Here is a 15,264-nt window from a genome sequence, read left to right on the forward strand (position 1 = left end):
GGGGAAGTGTGCCATAATCTCGCCGCCAGGCATACTTGCGCCCGGCATTAAGTATTATGGAAAGGATGAATCATGACGCAACCCATTTCAGGTATGCCTGCGCGCCCTCCGGGGACAGGCACCACTCCCCTCTCTCCGGCAGGAGAACAGCCACTGAGTACCCAGCAACGTACGGTGCTGGAGCGGCTTATTACGCGATTAATCGCCATGACTTCGCAGCAAAATGCTGAAGTTTGGGCGGGCGTTAAACATGACCTGGGGTTGAAGAACGACACGCCATTACAGGCGCGCCACTTTCCCGCCGCGGAACAAAACCTGAACCAACGCATTGGCACCGCGGAGCAAAAGCTGAGCGTGCGTCAAACGCTGGCGCAGCTTACCGAACTGCTCGGCCAGGGCAACAATCGTCAAGCGGTCAGCGACTACATCCGCCAGCAGTTTGGTCAAACGGCGCTCAGCCAACTGACACCGCAGCAGTTGAAAAGCGTACTTCTACTGTTGCAGCAAGGGCAGTTGTCTATTCCACAGCCGCAGCAGCGACCTGCTACCGACCGTCCACTGCTTCCGGCAGAGCAAAATACGCTAAACCAACTGGTGACCAAGGTATCCGCCGCCACCGGTGACTCCAGCAAACTCATCTGGCAGTCGCTGCTGGAACTCTCCGGTGTGAAATCAGGGGATCCACTGCCAGCGAAGCATTTCAACGCGCTGGTGACACTGTTGCAGGCGCGGCTGACGCTGAGTACACACCCGGCACCCACGCTCCATACGCTGCAGGCCGCACTCAAACAGCCGATGGAGCCACAAGAGTGGCAATCTATTCGTGATTTTGCCCAGCAGACTTGGAACGGGACACCACAGACGGTACTCACCCCGGTGCAAATTCAAGAACTGCTGACGATGCTGTTCTTAAAACGTATCGAACGTGAAAGAATTTCGCAGGCCCACACCCTGGAAGCGCGTGACCTGCAACCGATTTACGCGCCGTTTGCGCCGGTCATCAGCTCGCTGAAATCGCTATCAGCGCGCCCGGGACTGGCGTTTGTGATCGTGGTAGTCGTGTTCGTGCTACTTTGGCTGCTGCTGTAGTTTCAGCACCTGTTCGATGGTCGTCATCACGGCATCGTCATCGTTGTAGCCGGTAATAAACCGCGCAGCCTGTTTGGTTTCGTCAAAAGCATTACGCATAGCGAAACTCCAGGCGGCGCGGGTCATTAGCTCAATATCATTGAGGCCATCGCCAAACACCATTGTCTCTTGCGCGTTCACCCCTAACCTTTGTTGTAGAATCTCAACCGTGTGGCCTTTATGGACGCCCACATCGGCGATATCAATCCACGCATCTTCCGATACCACGATATAAGCCTTATCAAAATAAGCGGCAAGATGGGGTTTGATCTGTGGGCAACGGCCTTTGATATCAAACAGCGATATCTTCACAAAATCATGCTTAACCTCGGCAAAGCTCTCAACCTGCACCACATTGGCGTAGGACATTTTCACTTTTGCCAACATTTCCGACGCTATCGAAGTTTTGACGTACGCGCCGTAAGGCGTACAGGCAATGACCACAGGCTCGCTGTTCACTGCCTCCAGCGTGGCAATAATGTCGCGGCCCAAACAATTTTTAATAAGCGATTGATAAACATACTCTCCCGCATGCTTGATCCGGGTGGCGCTGTCGCCAAGGATCCAGAAGTCGCGCACCTGCTCGCCAAATAACTCTTCTACACGCTCACACTGCTTGCCGGTGCACAGCGCAAAAGCTACGCCCTGCTCCTGCATCAGGTTTTTAGTCTGCGCAAACAGCGCACGATTATAATCGCCATGGCGATTTAAAAAGGTCCCATCGAGATCGGTAATAATCAGCTTGATCATAAGTTCTCTCTTAAATGTTAAATTGCGACAACAAGGTTTGGATAGATAAAGGAAATCATCCAACCTGAGTTCTTAATGAAATATTTCCTCAGTCATTGCTGACTGAGGAAAATAATTAACCGAGGATTTTTTAATATTTCGTCAAACGTTAACGAAATTCTCCCGATAATAATTAGCTGCTCTGTTCAGTTGCCGCAGAAACGTTGACTTTGTTAGCCGCAATAACGAATGGCAGATAAATAAGCGTGGCGACAGCCAAGCACAAGACGCCGACAAACAGGGCCATCCAGTTTCCGCCGGTGCCAAAGAAGGCAATCAGCGGCCCCGGTGTGGTCCACGGCACCGCGTAAGCAATCGGTGGAATAATCTCCAGAGTGATAAAGAAGTAGCCAATTAGCGAGTTAACAAATGGCACCAGAATAAATGGGATCACCAGAATCGGGTTCAGCACAATTGGCAGGCCAAACATCACCGGTTCATTGATGTTAAACAGGCCGGGTACGAAAGCCATTTTGGCAAGATCGCGATAGTCCTTACGGCGTGAAGCAATAAATATTGCCAGCAGCAGGCCCAAGGTCATCCCGGAACCACCGCAGTTGGCGAAGGCGTCGTTAATACCGGTCCAAGTTATCGGATATGGCGCGCCCCAGGTTGAGCCGTGAGAAGCGGCGTAGGAGAGGTTTTCCAGATTCGCTTCGGAGAAGATAGTCTCGCGGATCGCCGCCACGGTGTTCGGCCCATGAATACCGAGGATCCACAGGAAGTTAGCAACCAGCCCCAGAATCAACACGGTAAAGATGTTAGTGCCCATATCCTTCAGCGGTGCCTGTATCAGGGTGTAGATCAGATCGTTTAAACCATTTGGCGAGATTTTGGACAGCAGGTAGTTCAGGATCGAGAAGAAAATCATCACGAAGAAGATAGGCAACAGCACCTTGAAAGAACGCGCTACCGCTGGCGGTACCGCATCTGGCATGGTGATCGTCACCTTTGGGTTACGCGCCAGCCGGCAGAAGATCTCACTGGAGATCAGTGCCACGATAACGGCAACGAAAAGACCCTGCGGCCCTAAGTATTTGGTCGTTAAATAAGCCTGGCCATCAATAATGACATACGGGGTATAGACCACAAAAAAGGCGCCAATCGCCGTCAACCCGCACAGCAGATCGTCTTGCTGGTAGCTAATTGCCATATTACGCGCCACCAAAAAGGTGATCAGCACCGCCATAATATTAACCGAGCCGTTCATTACCGGAGTAAAGATCTGCTGGGCATCTGCCAGATTCGGGAATAAGGTCCCGAGATGCAAAATGCTGGCAATGAAGCCATCCGGCGACAAAATGGCAAAGTTGATAAGGATAATAAGCGAGCTGGCCATGACAATCGGGAATGACAAAATAAAGGCATCACGAATAGCCGAAACGTGTATCTGAGAGTTTAATTTAATAGCAACTGGAACGAGTATTTTCTCCATTCCTCGTTCAAACGAGTTCATAAATCCCATAGTTTTCCCTTATTTTTTTGCAATTATTTATTTAAAGGCTTTTTCGAATATTGACTTGCCATCCATTTGGCTATCATTGTTCATATCAAATACTTTTTCACGCCCCGTGCCCTTTCTTAAAAATAAGTCATGAATTGACGTATACTTTAGTTATTGTTAATTTTCGTAACCAGTATTCGGATCACAGTTAACAGCGCCCAAGTTGTTCAAAAATGGACTAAAAGATGAACCTATCGGCCATTAATTGTGGGGAGAGTTTTGTAACCTTTTGTTTAAAAAGGATTTAAGGAGGTTCAAAAGTGGTTTATCAGAACGTCATCAATCTGCTCAAAAACAGATTAAACAGCGCGATCTACAATATTGGCGATCTTCTACCGTCAGAAAAAGAACTGGCAGAGCTGTATGACGTTTCGCGTAATACATTACGCAAGGCGTTAAAAACGCTGGAAGAGGAAGGGATGATTGAACGTCGGCATGGCTCCGGCACCTACTTGAGAAACAAACATTTTCAAGCCTCGGTCACCCACCTTGATAGTTTTACTGAAATCGCCAAGAACGAAGGCAAAACCCCTACCAGTCAGATTCTGAAATTTGAGCTGCAGACGGCCTCTGATGAAATCGCCAATAACCTGCAGGTGACGCTAGGTGAGCCCGTCTATTACGCGAAACGTCTGCGTCTTATCGATAATATCGCCATGCAGGTTGAAGAAACGTGGCTATCCGCCAGTCGCTTCCCGGACCTAACTATTGCCCACATGAAGAAATCTAAATTTTCCTACATTGAAAATGAGTGTGGCGTAAAAATCATGGGCTGCTACGAATCTATCCGCCCGGTTCTGCCCTCGCCAGAAGTGGCAAAATTACTGCACATCAGCGCATTAGACCCGATTATTCGTATGCAGACTCAGGCGGTAGATGAGCAATCAACACCGATTGATTACTCGATTCTCTATACCAACATGTTTGAATTTCAGGTCAAATATTTCCTGCCGCGCAAATCAGTCACCGGCCCTAGCGTCCTAAGAGCCGGTGCATAGCGGCTATTTACGGAACGACCAAAGGGTGACTAGGATGCCCAGCACGGCGGCAATGGCTCCGCCAAGAAATACCGATGGATAGCCGAAAGAAGTGGCAAGCATCCCAGCTAGCGGGCCGGAAAAACCCAGTGCGATATCTTGAAACGCGGCATAGCCACCCAGCGCAGTACCGCGGACCTGCTGCGGAACGCGCTTGACGACCTCAACGCCAAGCGCCGGGAAAATCAGTGAACAACCGGCCCCGGTCAGCGCCGCACCGGATAAAGCAACCCAGGCGTTAGGGGCCTGCCACAGCAGCAACAGGCCGACGGTTTCCACCAGCAGCGAAACCACTGCCACTTTGACGCCGCCGAAGCGATCCGGCATCCAGCCGAACAGAATACGTATCAGCACGAAAGTGCCGCCGAAGGCGGTGAGCGTGAAGCCCGCCATCGACCAGCCCTTGCTGACAAAGTACAACGAGACAAAAGTACCAATCACCGCAAAGCCAACGCCCTGTAGCGCCAGGCCCATGCCGGGCTTCCAGATAAGGCCAATGACGCTAAACAGCGATGGACGCTCTCCGGCCATTGCCGCAACCTTGCGCACCGAACCGTTGAAGGCCCAGGCTAGCAATGGCAGCATCATGGTCACACCGGCCAGCACGGCAAAACCGTAGCGCTCGTTGATTAACAAACCAAGCGGTGCCCCGACCGCCAATGCGCCGAAAATCGCCATGCCGTTCCATGACATCACCTTGCCGGATTGTTTTGGGCCGACTAGCCCCATACCCCAGGTCAACGTGCCGGTCAGAAGCTGGCTTTCGCCAAATCCGAGGATCAGGCGGCCCACGATCAGCAGCCCAAATTTCGCCATCGTATCAACCGGCAGCAGTGCAGCACCAAGCCATGCAGCACCGGCAAAAGCGCAGGCGAACATTCCCTGTAGAGCAGAACGTTTACCGCCGTATTGGTCCGCCAGCCGCCCCGCATAGCCACGGGTTAAGACGGTAGCAAAGAACTGTACGCCCACGGCGATGCCCACCATGGTGTTGCCATAGCCCAGTTCCTGGTGCACAAATAACGGGATCACCGGCAGCGGAATACCGACGGTTAAATAGGTCAAAAACACCGCAAAAGCGATGCGGAATAGCGGAACGTTTGAGGAAGATAAACGTTCAGTTTGAGTTACTGCGGTCATGCTTTACTCCAGAATGCTGAGTAAGGCGAGGATCTGTAGCCACGCCCCCTCTACCCGATTATCAGGATTAAGGTGCGTTGGTTGACGTTAAACGCTTACGCATTATCAGAACGATAACGTTGAGCCGGGAGTTTGCCCGTTCTCGCCAAGGGTTGTCAACGCATAAAAAAGGAGCCCTGAGGCTCCCTTTTCATCGTAACGCTGAAAATTACAGCTTACGCATCACCAGCGTGGCGTTGGTACCGCCAAAGCCGAAGCTGTTGGACATGACGGTAGTCAGCTCGCGCTCGGTAGGCTCAGTAACGATGTTCAGGCCAGCCGCTTTCTCATCCATCTCATCGATGTTGATGCTTGGTGCGATAAAGCTGTGTTCCAGCATCAGCAATGAGTAGATAGCTTCCTGTACGCCTGCGGCGCCCAGAGAGTGACCGGTCATCGCTTTGGTGGCAGAGATGGCTGGGCTGTTGTCGCCGAAGACTTCTTGGATTGCGCCCAGTTCTTTCACGTCGCCTACCGGGGTAGAAGTCCCGTGGGAGTTCAGGTAGTCAATTGGCGTATCAACGCCGTGCATTGCCATCTTCATGCAACGTACTGCGCCTTCACCGGATGGAGCAACCATGTCTGCGCCATCGGAAGTTGCGCCGTAACCGACGATTTCTGCATAGATATGCGCGCCGCGTGCCAGAGCGTGTTCCAGCTCTTCAACCACGACCATACCGCCGCCGCCTGCAATGATGAAACCATCGCGGTGCGCGTCATAGGTACGGGAGGCTTTCTCTGGGGTTTCGTTGTACTTGGTGGACAGTGCGCCCATTGCGTCGAATTCACAGGCCATTTCCCAGCCCAGCTCTTCGCCGCCGCCAGCAAATACGATGTCCTGTTTGCCCAGTTGGATTTGCTCTACCGCGTTACCAATGCAGTGGGCAGAAGTCGCACAAGCGGAGCTGATGGAGTAGTTCACACCGTGGATTTTGAACGGCGTCGCGAGGCAGGCGGAAACCGCTGAGCCCATCGCTTTGGTCACGACATAAGGACCCACCGCTTTCAGGCCGCGCGGGCTGCGCATTGCATCCGCACCAAATACCTGAGCTTTAGAAGAACCACCGGAACCCGCAATCAGGCCGACACGTGGGTTGTTCTGATAAACCTCTTCCTTCAAGCCAGCATCTTCAATCGCCTGCTGCATTGAAAGGTAAGCGTAGATAGAGGCATCGTTCATGAAACGGACCACTTTGCGGTCGATAAGACCGGTGGTGTCCAGTTTGACGTTACCCCATACGTGGCTACGCATACCAGAATCTTTGAATTCTTGAGAGAAAGTGATCCCCGAGCGTCCTTCACGCAGGGATGCCAGGACTTCCTGCTGGTTGCTACCGATGCTGGAAACGATACCCAGGCCAGTAATCACTGCACGTTTCATTCAATACCTCTGTAAGTCATCACTATTTTTAAGTTTCGAGTGGCAAGATAGCGTACACTTGTACGCCGAACAAGTCCGATCAGCAATTTTATGCATAAATTTGCGCCTGTGGGCACGCATCGTTAAGATCGTCTGACTCCTTGCCGCGCGAGTAACTTACGTGAAACAAAACGCCATACAATCAGCCAACCTCGAATTCAACAGTGAGGGTACACCTGTTTCCCGAGATTTCGACGACGTCTATTTCTCCAACGACAATGGGCTGGAAGAGACCCGCTACGTTTTTCTTGGCGGTAACCAGATAGAGGTACGCTTCCCCCAACATCCGCACCCCCTTTTCGTGGTAGCGGAAAGCGGCTTTGGGACCGGCCTCAACTTCCTGACTCTTTGGCAGGCTTTTGATGCATTTCGCCACCAGCATCCTGACGCTACGCTACAAAGATTACATTTCGTCAGTTTTGAAAAATTCCCACTGAAAGCAGACGATTTACGACTGGCACATCAGCACTGGCCGGAACTTAGCGAGTGGGCAGAGCAACTTCAGGCGCAGTGGCCGCTGCCGCTTGCCGGGTGCCATCGTTTGTTATTGGACGGCGGACGGGTGACGTTGGATTTGTGGTTTGGTGACATCAATGAATTGACCGACCGGCTCGACGACTCCTTTAATCAGCAGGTTGATGCCTGGTTCCTTGATGGTTTCGCTCCGGCAAAGAACCCGGATATGTGGACACCGACGCTGTTCGCCGCCATGGCACGCACGTCGCGCCCAGGTGGCACATTAGCAACCTTCACCTCTGCCGGCTTTGTCCGCCGTGGGCTGCAGGAAGCGGGCTTCACCATGCGCAAACACAAAGGCTTTGGCCGCAAACGTGAAATGCTAGTCGGGGAAATGATCCTACCCCAGCCTGATGCCAGTAAAACGCCGTGGTTTTCCCGTACCGGTAGCGAGGCGCGTGAGACGACCATCATCGGCGGCGGCATCGCCAGCGCCCTGCTCTCACTGGCTTTATTACGCCGAGGATGGTCGGTTACGCTTTACTGCGCAGACGACGCACCAGCCCTTGGCGCATCCGGCAATCGCCAAGGTGCGCTTTATCCATTGCTCACGGCGCATGATCCGGCGCTGGCACAGTTCTTCCCTGCTGCGTTTCTCTTTGCCCGCCGCCTGTATGACGCCTTGCCTATTGAATTTGACCATCAATGGTGTGGAGTAACTCAGTTAGGTTGGGATGAGAAGAGCGCGCAGAAAATCAGCCAAATGCTGTCGCTGGATCTGCCGGAGGAGATTGCTCGTGCGGTTTGTGCCGCAGAGGTCAATGAAACGATTGGCCTTGAAACCGGCTGTGGCGGCATTGAGTATCCGCTCGGCGGCTGGCTATGCCCGGCACAACTGACCGCTGGCGCCATAGCACTGGCCTGCCAGCAAGGATTACAGGTGCACTGGCAAAAAAGCCTGATAGCGCTTGAGCCTGCTGAAAGCGGCTGGAAACTACATTTCGATGATGGCAAAACGGCTACCGCGCCAACGGTAGTGCTCGCGAACGGGCACAATCTTAACCAATTTACGCAGACGGAACCGCTGCCGATATACGCCGTTGGCGGTCAGGTCAGCCATATTCCGACCACGGAAAATTTGGCAAAACTGCGCCAAGTGCTGTGTTACGACGGTTATCTGACGCCACAAAACCCGCACAACCAGCAGCACTGCATTGGCGCAAGCTACCATCGTGGTCAGCGCGAAATGGTCTTCAATGAAGACGATCAGCAGCACAACCGTCAGCGTTTAATCGACTGTTTCCCGAATGAAGCGTGGGCGCAGGAAGTAGATATTAGCGCCAATCAAGCCCGCTGCGGTGTCCGCTGCGCCACCCGCGACCATCTGCCGATGGTCGGCAATATTCCTGACTACGAAGCAACGCTCGCGCAATACGCGACCCTGCATGAAAACGCAGAGACTGCCGCACCTGCACCGATTTACCCTAGTCTGTTTATGCTGGGCGCACTCGGTTCGCGCGGACTGTGCTCTGCGCCGTTGGCGGCGGAAGTCTTGGCCGCACAGATGAGTCAGGAACCGCTGCCGCTGGATGCGGTGACGCTAGCGGGATTAAATCCGAATCGGCTTTGGGTAAGAAAACTGCTGAAGGGAAAAGCGGTGAAATAAGCCACGTCAATTGCCCGGCAGCGATTCCGGGCAATCGGCAAACTTAGTGGGAAGCCTGCTGATACAGGTTATCCCACATATCTTTAACCAGCGCCTGATCGCGCGGAGCGAGTTCACCCGCACTAATAGCCGTTTCCAGGCTATGCGTTACATTACGGTAAAGCGCTTCGGCATTATGTACTTCACTTTCGGTCAGAGAAGCGACCGCCAGCGTCAGGTGGCCGCGCAGATAGCCGCTAGCAAACAGCTCATCATCACTGCCGTGTTCCACCATATCGTCAATTAACGCCAGAATGCGCTGTTCAAACTCCGCGATCATCTTCTTTCCTCTTTCGGTAACACGGCCTTATAGATCTTCCGGCCATGGAAATTGTTCCGCCGTCAGTGCCGGCGTATGGTAATAATTCTGTAGCGCCTTGATGAACTTAGCCGGGCGCGGTGGAATACCTTCTGCAAGATAGGTCATCACCTGCGCGTGTACGCGTCGCTGGAACACGATACGGTCTGGCTCAAAATCACCTTCAAGGTTGTCGCAACTGACGTTAAACGGGAATCCCGCCGCCACGCAGAACAACCAATCAAAAGCCTGTGGTTTCACCTCAACGTCTTCAAACTGCCCCTGCGTGTTGGCGTCACGCCCGTCCGGGCAGTACCAGTAGCCAAAATCCACCTGCTCGCGACGGGCTTTCCCGGCAATACACCAATGGGAAATTTCATGCAGCCCGCTGGCATAAAAACCGTGGGCAAAGACGATGCGGTTGTAAGGCACGTCGGCATCAGCCGGAAGATAAACGGGTTCGTCGTCGCCTTTAATCAGACGAGTATTAAACTCTTCGGCAAAACAGCCGTCGAAAATCGCAATCAGCTGTTGGTAATCGTGCGTTGTGGTCATCAGTTCATCCCTAACCATTGAAGAATTTCCGCTCCGTGGCTGTCATACAATAGCTTGGCACTCATGACCGCCGATACCACCACAATCATTGGGCGGATAAGCGACTGCCCTTTGCTTAACACCAAGCGCGAACCCATGCGCGCGCCAAAAAACTGCCCTACCATCATTACAAAGCCGGTCGCCCAAATCACCTTGCCGCCAATGATAAACAGCAGTAATCCCCCAACGTTAGAGGTCGCATTCAGCACTTTGGCATGCGCGGTTGATTTGGCGAGGTTAAAACCCATCAAACTAACAAACGCCAGCGCATAAAATGACCCCGCACCGGGGCCAAAAAAGCCGTCGTAGAAACCGACACAGCCACCGGCAACCAATGCAAACGGCAGGCCGTAGAGACGCTGTTGGCGATCGGACTCGCCAAGCTTTGGCATCAGGAGAAAGTAGAGGCCAATGCCGATAACCAGAATCGGCAGGATTTGGCGCAGAATATCTGACTTCACGTACTGCACCAGCAGCGCACCGCTCATCGAACCGATAAAGGTCATCAGAATATTGAGCTTCTGATCGGCAAGGTTTACCACTTTGCGGCGAATAAAATAGAGCGAAGCGGAAAGCGAGCCACCGCAGGCCTGTAACTTATTCGTGGCCAACGCCTGCGCGGGCGGCATCCCCGCGGCTAACAGCGCCGGAACGGTGAGCAAGCCGCCGCCACCGGCCAGCGAGTCAATAAATCCGGCAAGGATAGCGATAAAGAAGAGCGCCACCAGCATCAGTGGCTCAACCATAAATAACGTGGAGAAACTGTCCATTAGAGTACGTGCTCATCCAGTAACGCCTGGCAGGAAGGCGGCAACGGTGGTGGCGTCTTCTTCACAGGTGTGGTGGTGCCAGGTTTTGGCGGTGCAAACCAGCTTTGCAGCTCCGCGCCACAGCCGTCTCCGGCTGGAGGAGCGGCCTGCTCTTCACATTCAAGGCTGTTCGCCGGGCACTTCAGCCGCACGTGCATATGCGCACGGTGCTGGAACCACGGACGAACTTTATGCAGCCAGTTGCGGTCATTGCCCGCATCAAGGCACAGCTGTTGTTTGATGGCCGGATTGACGAAAATGCGCGTCACTTCCGGATCTTCGGCTGCCAGTTTAATAAGCTGGCCAATTTCCGGTTTCCACAACGTCGGCACCACGCGTTTACCATCAGCGCTAACTAAATCCAACGCCTGGGGTTTGAGTAACTGCGCAGAACTCCAGCGTGCTTTGGGTAACTGCAAGAAAATATCGACATCCAGCCCGCTTTGGTGGCTGGCGTGTCCGCCGTTAAAGCGCCCACCGGCAGGCATCCCCATATCACCAATCAGCATGGTGCCCATACCGTGTTGCTGCACCTCATTGCCCAGACGCTGGATAAACTGCACCAGCTCCGGGTGCCCAAAGTAGCGGCGTTGGTCGGTACGCATAACCTGATAGGTATCGGCCTGAAGCGGCAGAGGCTGGGCGCCAACGATACAACCGTTAGCATAGGCGCCGATAGACTGCGCGCTGCCGCTAATCGGCTGGGTGATTTTTTGCCAAGGCGTTGCCGCCAGCGCCGAACTGCTGGCCAACAGCGCCAGCAGTGCAATAACGGTTTTTTTCATGATTACCAGCGTGGAATTGAGGTCGTCACATCGGCGTTTTGCGCGCGTTGACGCATAAAGTGATCCATCAGCACAATTGCCATCATTGCTTCGGCAATCGGCACCGCACGAATACCTACGCACGGATCGTGGCGACCTTTGGTTATCATCTCAACTTCAGCACCGCTGCGGTCGATAGTCCGCCCGGGGACGGTAATGCTGGAGGTTGGTTTGAGTGCCATATTTGCCACAATCTGCTGTCCGCTGCTGATGCCGCCAAGAATGCCGCCCGCGTGGTTACTCTGGAAACCGTCTTTCGTGATTTCATCACGGTTTTGGCTGCCGCGCAGTTTCACCACGTCAAAGCCATCGCCAATCTCAACGCCTTTGACGGCATTGATGCTCATAAGAGCATGGGCGATGTCAGCATCCAGACGGTCAAACACCGGCTCGCCTAGGCCTGCCGGTACGCCGTCCGCGACGACGGTCACCTTCGCCCCAATCGAGTCACCCTCTTTTTTCAGGCCGCGCATCAGCTCATCCAGCGCTTCGATTTTGTCCGGGTCCGGGCAGAAGAACGGGTTTTGTTCAACCTGATCCCAGTCTTTTATCGCCAGCGGAATGTCGCCCATCTGAGTCAAACAGCCACGAATCACGATGCCAAATTTGGCGGCGAGGAATTTTTTGGCGATGGCGCCTGCGGCTACGCGCATGGCGGTTTCACGTGCGGATGAACGACCACCACCGCGATAATCGCGCAGACCGTATTTCTGCTCGTAGGTGTAATCCGCGTGTCCTGGACGGAAAACATCTTTAATCGCTCCGTAGTCCTGCGAGCGCTGATCGGTGTTTTCAATCAGCAGGCCAATGCTGGTACCGGTCGTGACGCCATCAAAAACGCCGGAGAGAATTTTCACCTGATCCGGTTCGCGGCGCTGAGTGGTATAGCGCGAGGTGCCCGGGCGGCGTCTGTCGAGGTCGTGTTGCAGGTCGGCCTCGGTTAACGGGATGCCGGGCGGCACACCGTCAACGATGCAGCCCAGCGCCAGCCCATGCGACTCACCAAAGGTGGTTACGCGAAACAGTTGTCCAATAGTATTTCCTGCCATCACGACTCCGTTATCGTTGTTGTTTGTTGTGTGCTGGAATAATCAGTCTTTGTACTGGCCGAAGTGGTTTTGCGCCGCCACCAGCTGCGCTTTGGTCAGCATAAAGACGCCGTCACCGCCGTTATCAAACTCAAGCCAAGTGAACGGTACGTCCGGGTATTGATCCATCAGGTGTACCATGCTGTTCCCGACTTCACAAATCAGAATCCCGTCATCGCTCAGGTAATCAGGCGCACAGCCAAGGATGCGGCGCGTCAGGTGCAGACCATCGGAACCCGAAGCCAGGCCCAGTTCCGGCTCGTGACGATATTCAGACGGCAGGTCGTCCATGTCTTCTTCATCCACGTACGGTGGATTGGTGACGATCAAATCGTATTGCAGCTTAGGCGCATCACGGAACAGATCGGAGCGGATCGGCGTGACGTTATGGATCATGCCGTGCTCTTCGATGTTGTACTCGGTCACCGCCAGCGCATCAGGGGAAACATCAATAGCGTCGACTTCCGCTTCAGGGAAGGCGTATGCGCAGGCAATCGCGATACAACCGCTGCCGGTGCACATATCTAGAATATGTTCTGGATGATGATTAATCAGACCCGCAAAGCGGTTGTTGATAAGCTCCCCAATCGGCGAGCGAGGCACCAGTACGCGATCGTCTACGTAGAATTCGTGGCCGCAGAACCAGGCTTTGTTGGTCAGATAGGCGACCGGAATACGTTCATTGACGCGGCGAATAACGCGCTCTACGATCAGCTGCTTTTCGCTGGTTGTCAGGCGAGCAATACGCATATCTTCAGGGATATCCAACGGCAGATACAGCGTTGGCAGAACCAGCTGTACGGCTTCATCCCACGGGTTATCGGTGCCGTGACCGTACCAGATGTTGGCAGCGCTAAAGCGGCTTACCGCCCAGCGTAACATGTCCTGAATGGTATGCAGCTCATTGACTGCTTCTTCAACAAATATCTTATCCACGTTGTCCTCCAGGGCATGCGTCGGGGTAAATTCGGCGGCTAGTTTGCCATGAAGACGGCGATAAATCAGCATTCTTGCGCAGGCCACGGGGAAAAAAGCGTTTTCGCTGCAGCCAGCGGCGTGAGAAGGTAAACTAGTGGAAAAAAATGACTGAGAAGAATCAATGAAAAAGACACCCTCACTGAGCGAGGAGGATCAGGCGCTGTTTCAACAGTTGATGACCGGGACGCGTAAAATAAAGCAGGACACGATTGTCCATCGTCCGCCGCGTAAGAAACTCAGCGAAGTGCCGCCAAAACGGTTACTGCAGGAGCAGGCAGACAACAGCCACTTTTTTTCCGATGAATTTCAGCCGCTGTTGAATACCAACGGGCCGGTGAAATACGTACGTGAAGACGTTAGCCATTTCGAGCTTAAAAAACTGCGCCGTGGTGATTACTCCCCGGAACTGTTCCTCGACCTGCATGGCTTAACGCAAATGCAAGCCAAACAAGAGCTTGGCGCGCTTATCGCCGCCTGCCGTCGCGAACACGTTTTTTGCGCCTGTGTAATGCACGGACACGGCAAACATATCCTGAAACAACAAACGCCGCTGTGGTTGGCCCAGCATCCGCACGTTATGGCTTTTCATCAGGCGTCGAAGGAGTACGGCGGAGATGCCGCGCTGCTGGTGCTGATTGAAGTCGAAGAGTGGCTGCCGCCGGAGCTGCCTTGATGGCGAGGGATGAGTAGTTGCCTGATGGCGCTGCGCTTATCAGGCCTACAGGAAGATGTGCACCGTTTTTGTAGGCCGGATAAGGCATTTATGCCGCCATCCGGCGATCGGTATCTATCTGACGGAAGGCGGCCGAGATAAAAGCGCTTAGATCGCTTTCGCCATTTTCAGGTTGCAAGGGCTCATTTGCCAATTCAGCACACCCTGCCCGTTTACGTCCAAGGTGACGCTGGCAATCGCGGAGGTCGTGAACATTGGAGGGACTTCGCCCGGGCAAAGCTCGGCAACGAGGTAACCGACCAGCGGCAAGTGAGAAATCACCAACACCGATGACGTTCCTTCCGTCGCTAACGCTTGCAGGTAGGCGCTCACCAGGCCGATATCGCCGCACGGCGTTAACTCCTGCAAGACATCCACCTCTTTCGGCAGGTTCATACATTCACCTACCACTTCCAGCGTCTGTTCCGCACGCAGATATGGACTGACCAAAATACGATCGATATCCACTTTTTGGCCTTTCAGCCAGGTGGCCATCTGACGAGATTCATCACAACCACAACCGGTGAGAGGACGAACCGAATCACTCGCTGCATCGAGAGCAGCGTCGCCGTGACGCATAATAAACACTTGCATATTGCACCGCTTTTGTTAACCAGAAGCACCAGCGCCACCATAACGGTGACGCGGTAGCCGGGCATTGTGCCTGATCCATTCACTGAATGAAACGTTGCTTTTTACCTTACTGGCGTAAGTATAGTCAACATCTGTTTACAAAATAGCCA

At 53.5% G+C, this 15,264-nt stretch carries 15 protein-coding genes; 4 read left to right on the forward strand and 11 right to left on the reverse strand.

Annotation, left to right across the window (positions count from 1 at the left end; genetic code table 11):
• Positions 1-72 precede the first annotated feature (72 nt).
• Entirely contained in the window at positions 73-1,089 is a 1,017-nt protein-coding gene (gene flk / locus AB4K05_RS10935; protein ID WP_368480002.1) for a flagella biosynthesis regulator Flk, read from the forward strand.
• On the opposite strand, the gene AB4K05_RS10940 is transcribed toward flk, so the two are convergent.
• Entirely contained in the window at positions 1,069-1,878 is an 810-nt protein-coding gene (locus tag AB4K05_RS10940; RefSeq protein ID WP_368480003.1) for an HAD family hydrolase, read from the reverse strand. The two genes, flk and AB4K05_RS10940, sit on opposite strands and share 21 nt — an antisense overlap.
• 172 nt (positions 1,879-2,050) lie before the next feature.
• Positions 2,051-3,382 (reverse strand): PTS sugar transporter subunit IIC, encoded by a 1,332-nt coding sequence (locus tag AB4K05_RS10945; protein WP_368480004.1) that lies wholly within the window; start codon positions 3,380-3,382, stop codon positions 2,051-2,053.
• Positions 3,383-3,681: 299 nt separating this feature from the next.
• Here AB4K05_RS10945 and AB4K05_RS10950 point away from each other — a divergent pair, with 299 nt between their 5' ends.
• Entirely contained in the window at positions 3,682-4,419 is a 738-nt protein-coding gene (locus AB4K05_RS10950) for a GntR family transcriptional regulator (RefSeq protein WP_368480005.1), read from the forward strand.
• 3 nt (positions 4,420-4,422) lie between these two features.
• On the opposite strand, the gene AB4K05_RS10955 is transcribed toward AB4K05_RS10950, so the two are convergent.
• Positions 4,423-5,598, reverse strand: coding sequence for an MFS transporter (locus AB4K05_RS10955; RefSeq protein ID WP_368480006.1), 1,176 nt, complete (start codon positions 5,596-5,598; stop codon positions 4,423-4,425).
• Between the two features lie 208 nt (positions 5,599-5,806).
• Positions 5,807-7,018 carry a beta-ketoacyl-ACP synthase I gene (gene fabB / locus AB4K05_RS10960; RefSeq protein WP_368480007.1) on the reverse strand — a complete coding sequence of 404 codons (1,212 nt, stop codon included), beginning with the start codon at positions 7,016-7,018 and terminating at the stop codon, positions 5,807-5,809.
• 160 nt (positions 7,019-7,178) lie between these two features.
• Between fabB and mnmC the strand changes: the two genes are divergently transcribed.
• The gene (gene mnmC / locus AB4K05_RS10965) at positions 7,179-9,179 is read left to right on the forward strand and encodes a bifunctional tRNA (5-methylaminomethyl-2-thiouridine)(34)-methyltransferase MnmD/FAD-dependent 5-carboxymethylaminomethyl-2-thiouridine(34) oxidoreductase MnmC (RefSeq protein WP_368480008.1); all 2,001 of its coding nucleotides are present in this window, start codon (positions 7,179-7,181) and stop codon (positions 9,177-9,179) included.
• A 43-nt stretch (positions 9,180-9,222) separates the two neighbouring features.
• On the opposite strand, the gene AB4K05_RS10970 is transcribed toward mnmC, so the two are convergent.
• Genes AB4K05_RS10970 through prmB form a run of 6 tightly spaced genes read right to left on the reverse strand, consistent with a single transcriptional unit; the run spans position 9,223 to position 13,767 of the window.
• The gene (locus tag AB4K05_RS10970) at positions 9,223-9,498 is read right to left on the reverse strand and encodes a YfcL family protein (protein WP_368480009.1); all 276 of its coding nucleotides are present in this window, start codon (positions 9,496-9,498) and stop codon (positions 9,223-9,225) included.
• A gap of 27 nt (positions 9,499-9,525) precedes the next feature.
• Positions 9,526-10,071, reverse strand: coding sequence for an elongation factor P hydroxylase (locus tag AB4K05_RS10975; RefSeq protein ID WP_368480010.1), 546 nt, complete (start codon positions 10,069-10,071; stop codon positions 9,526-9,528).
• Positions 10,071-10,880, reverse strand: coding sequence for a sulfite exporter TauE/SafE family protein (locus tag AB4K05_RS10980; protein ID WP_368480011.1), 810 nt, complete (start codon positions 10,878-10,880; stop codon positions 10,071-10,073). Before AB4K05_RS10980 ends, AB4K05_RS10975 begins: the two co-directional genes overlap by 1 nt.
• Entirely contained in the window at positions 10,880-11,704 is an 825-nt protein-coding gene (gene mepA / locus AB4K05_RS10985; protein WP_368480012.1) for a penicillin-insensitive murein endopeptidase, read from the reverse strand. Before mepA ends, AB4K05_RS10980 begins: the two co-directional genes overlap by 1 nt.
• Positions 11,705-11,706: 2 nt before the next feature.
• A complete protein-coding gene (gene aroC, locus AB4K05_RS10990) occupies positions 11,707-12,792 on the reverse strand; it encodes a chorismate synthase (RefSeq protein WP_368480013.1) in 1,086 nt (361 codons plus the stop codon).
• Between the two features lie 42 nt (positions 12,793-12,834).
• Positions 12,835-13,767 (reverse strand): 50S ribosomal protein L3 N(5)-glutamine methyltransferase, encoded by a 933-nt coding sequence (gene prmB, locus AB4K05_RS10995; protein ID WP_368480014.1) that lies wholly within the window; start codon positions 13,765-13,767, stop codon positions 12,835-12,837.
• Positions 13,768-13,930: 163 nt separating this feature from the next.
• Between prmB and smrB the strand changes: the two genes are divergently transcribed.
• Positions 13,931-14,482, forward strand: coding sequence for an endonuclease SmrB (gene smrB / locus AB4K05_RS11000; protein WP_368480015.1), 552 nt, complete (start codon positions 13,931-13,933; stop codon positions 14,480-14,482).
• A gap of 147 nt (positions 14,483-14,629) precedes the next feature.
• Here smrB and sixA read toward each other — a convergent pair whose 3' ends face one another.
• Positions 14,630-15,115: a phosphohistidine phosphatase SixA gene (gene sixA / locus AB4K05_RS11005; RefSeq protein WP_368480016.1), complete on the reverse strand. Its 486-nt coding sequence runs from the start codon at positions 15,113-15,115 to the stop codon at positions 14,630-14,632.
• Positions 15,116-15,264: the final 149 nt, after the last annotated feature.

The sequence above is a fragment of the Kluyvera sp. STS39-E genome, from assembly GCF_040932435.1.
Taxonomy (GTDB): domain Bacteria; phylum Pseudomonadota; class Gammaproteobacteria; order Enterobacterales; family Enterobacteriaceae; genus Kluyvera.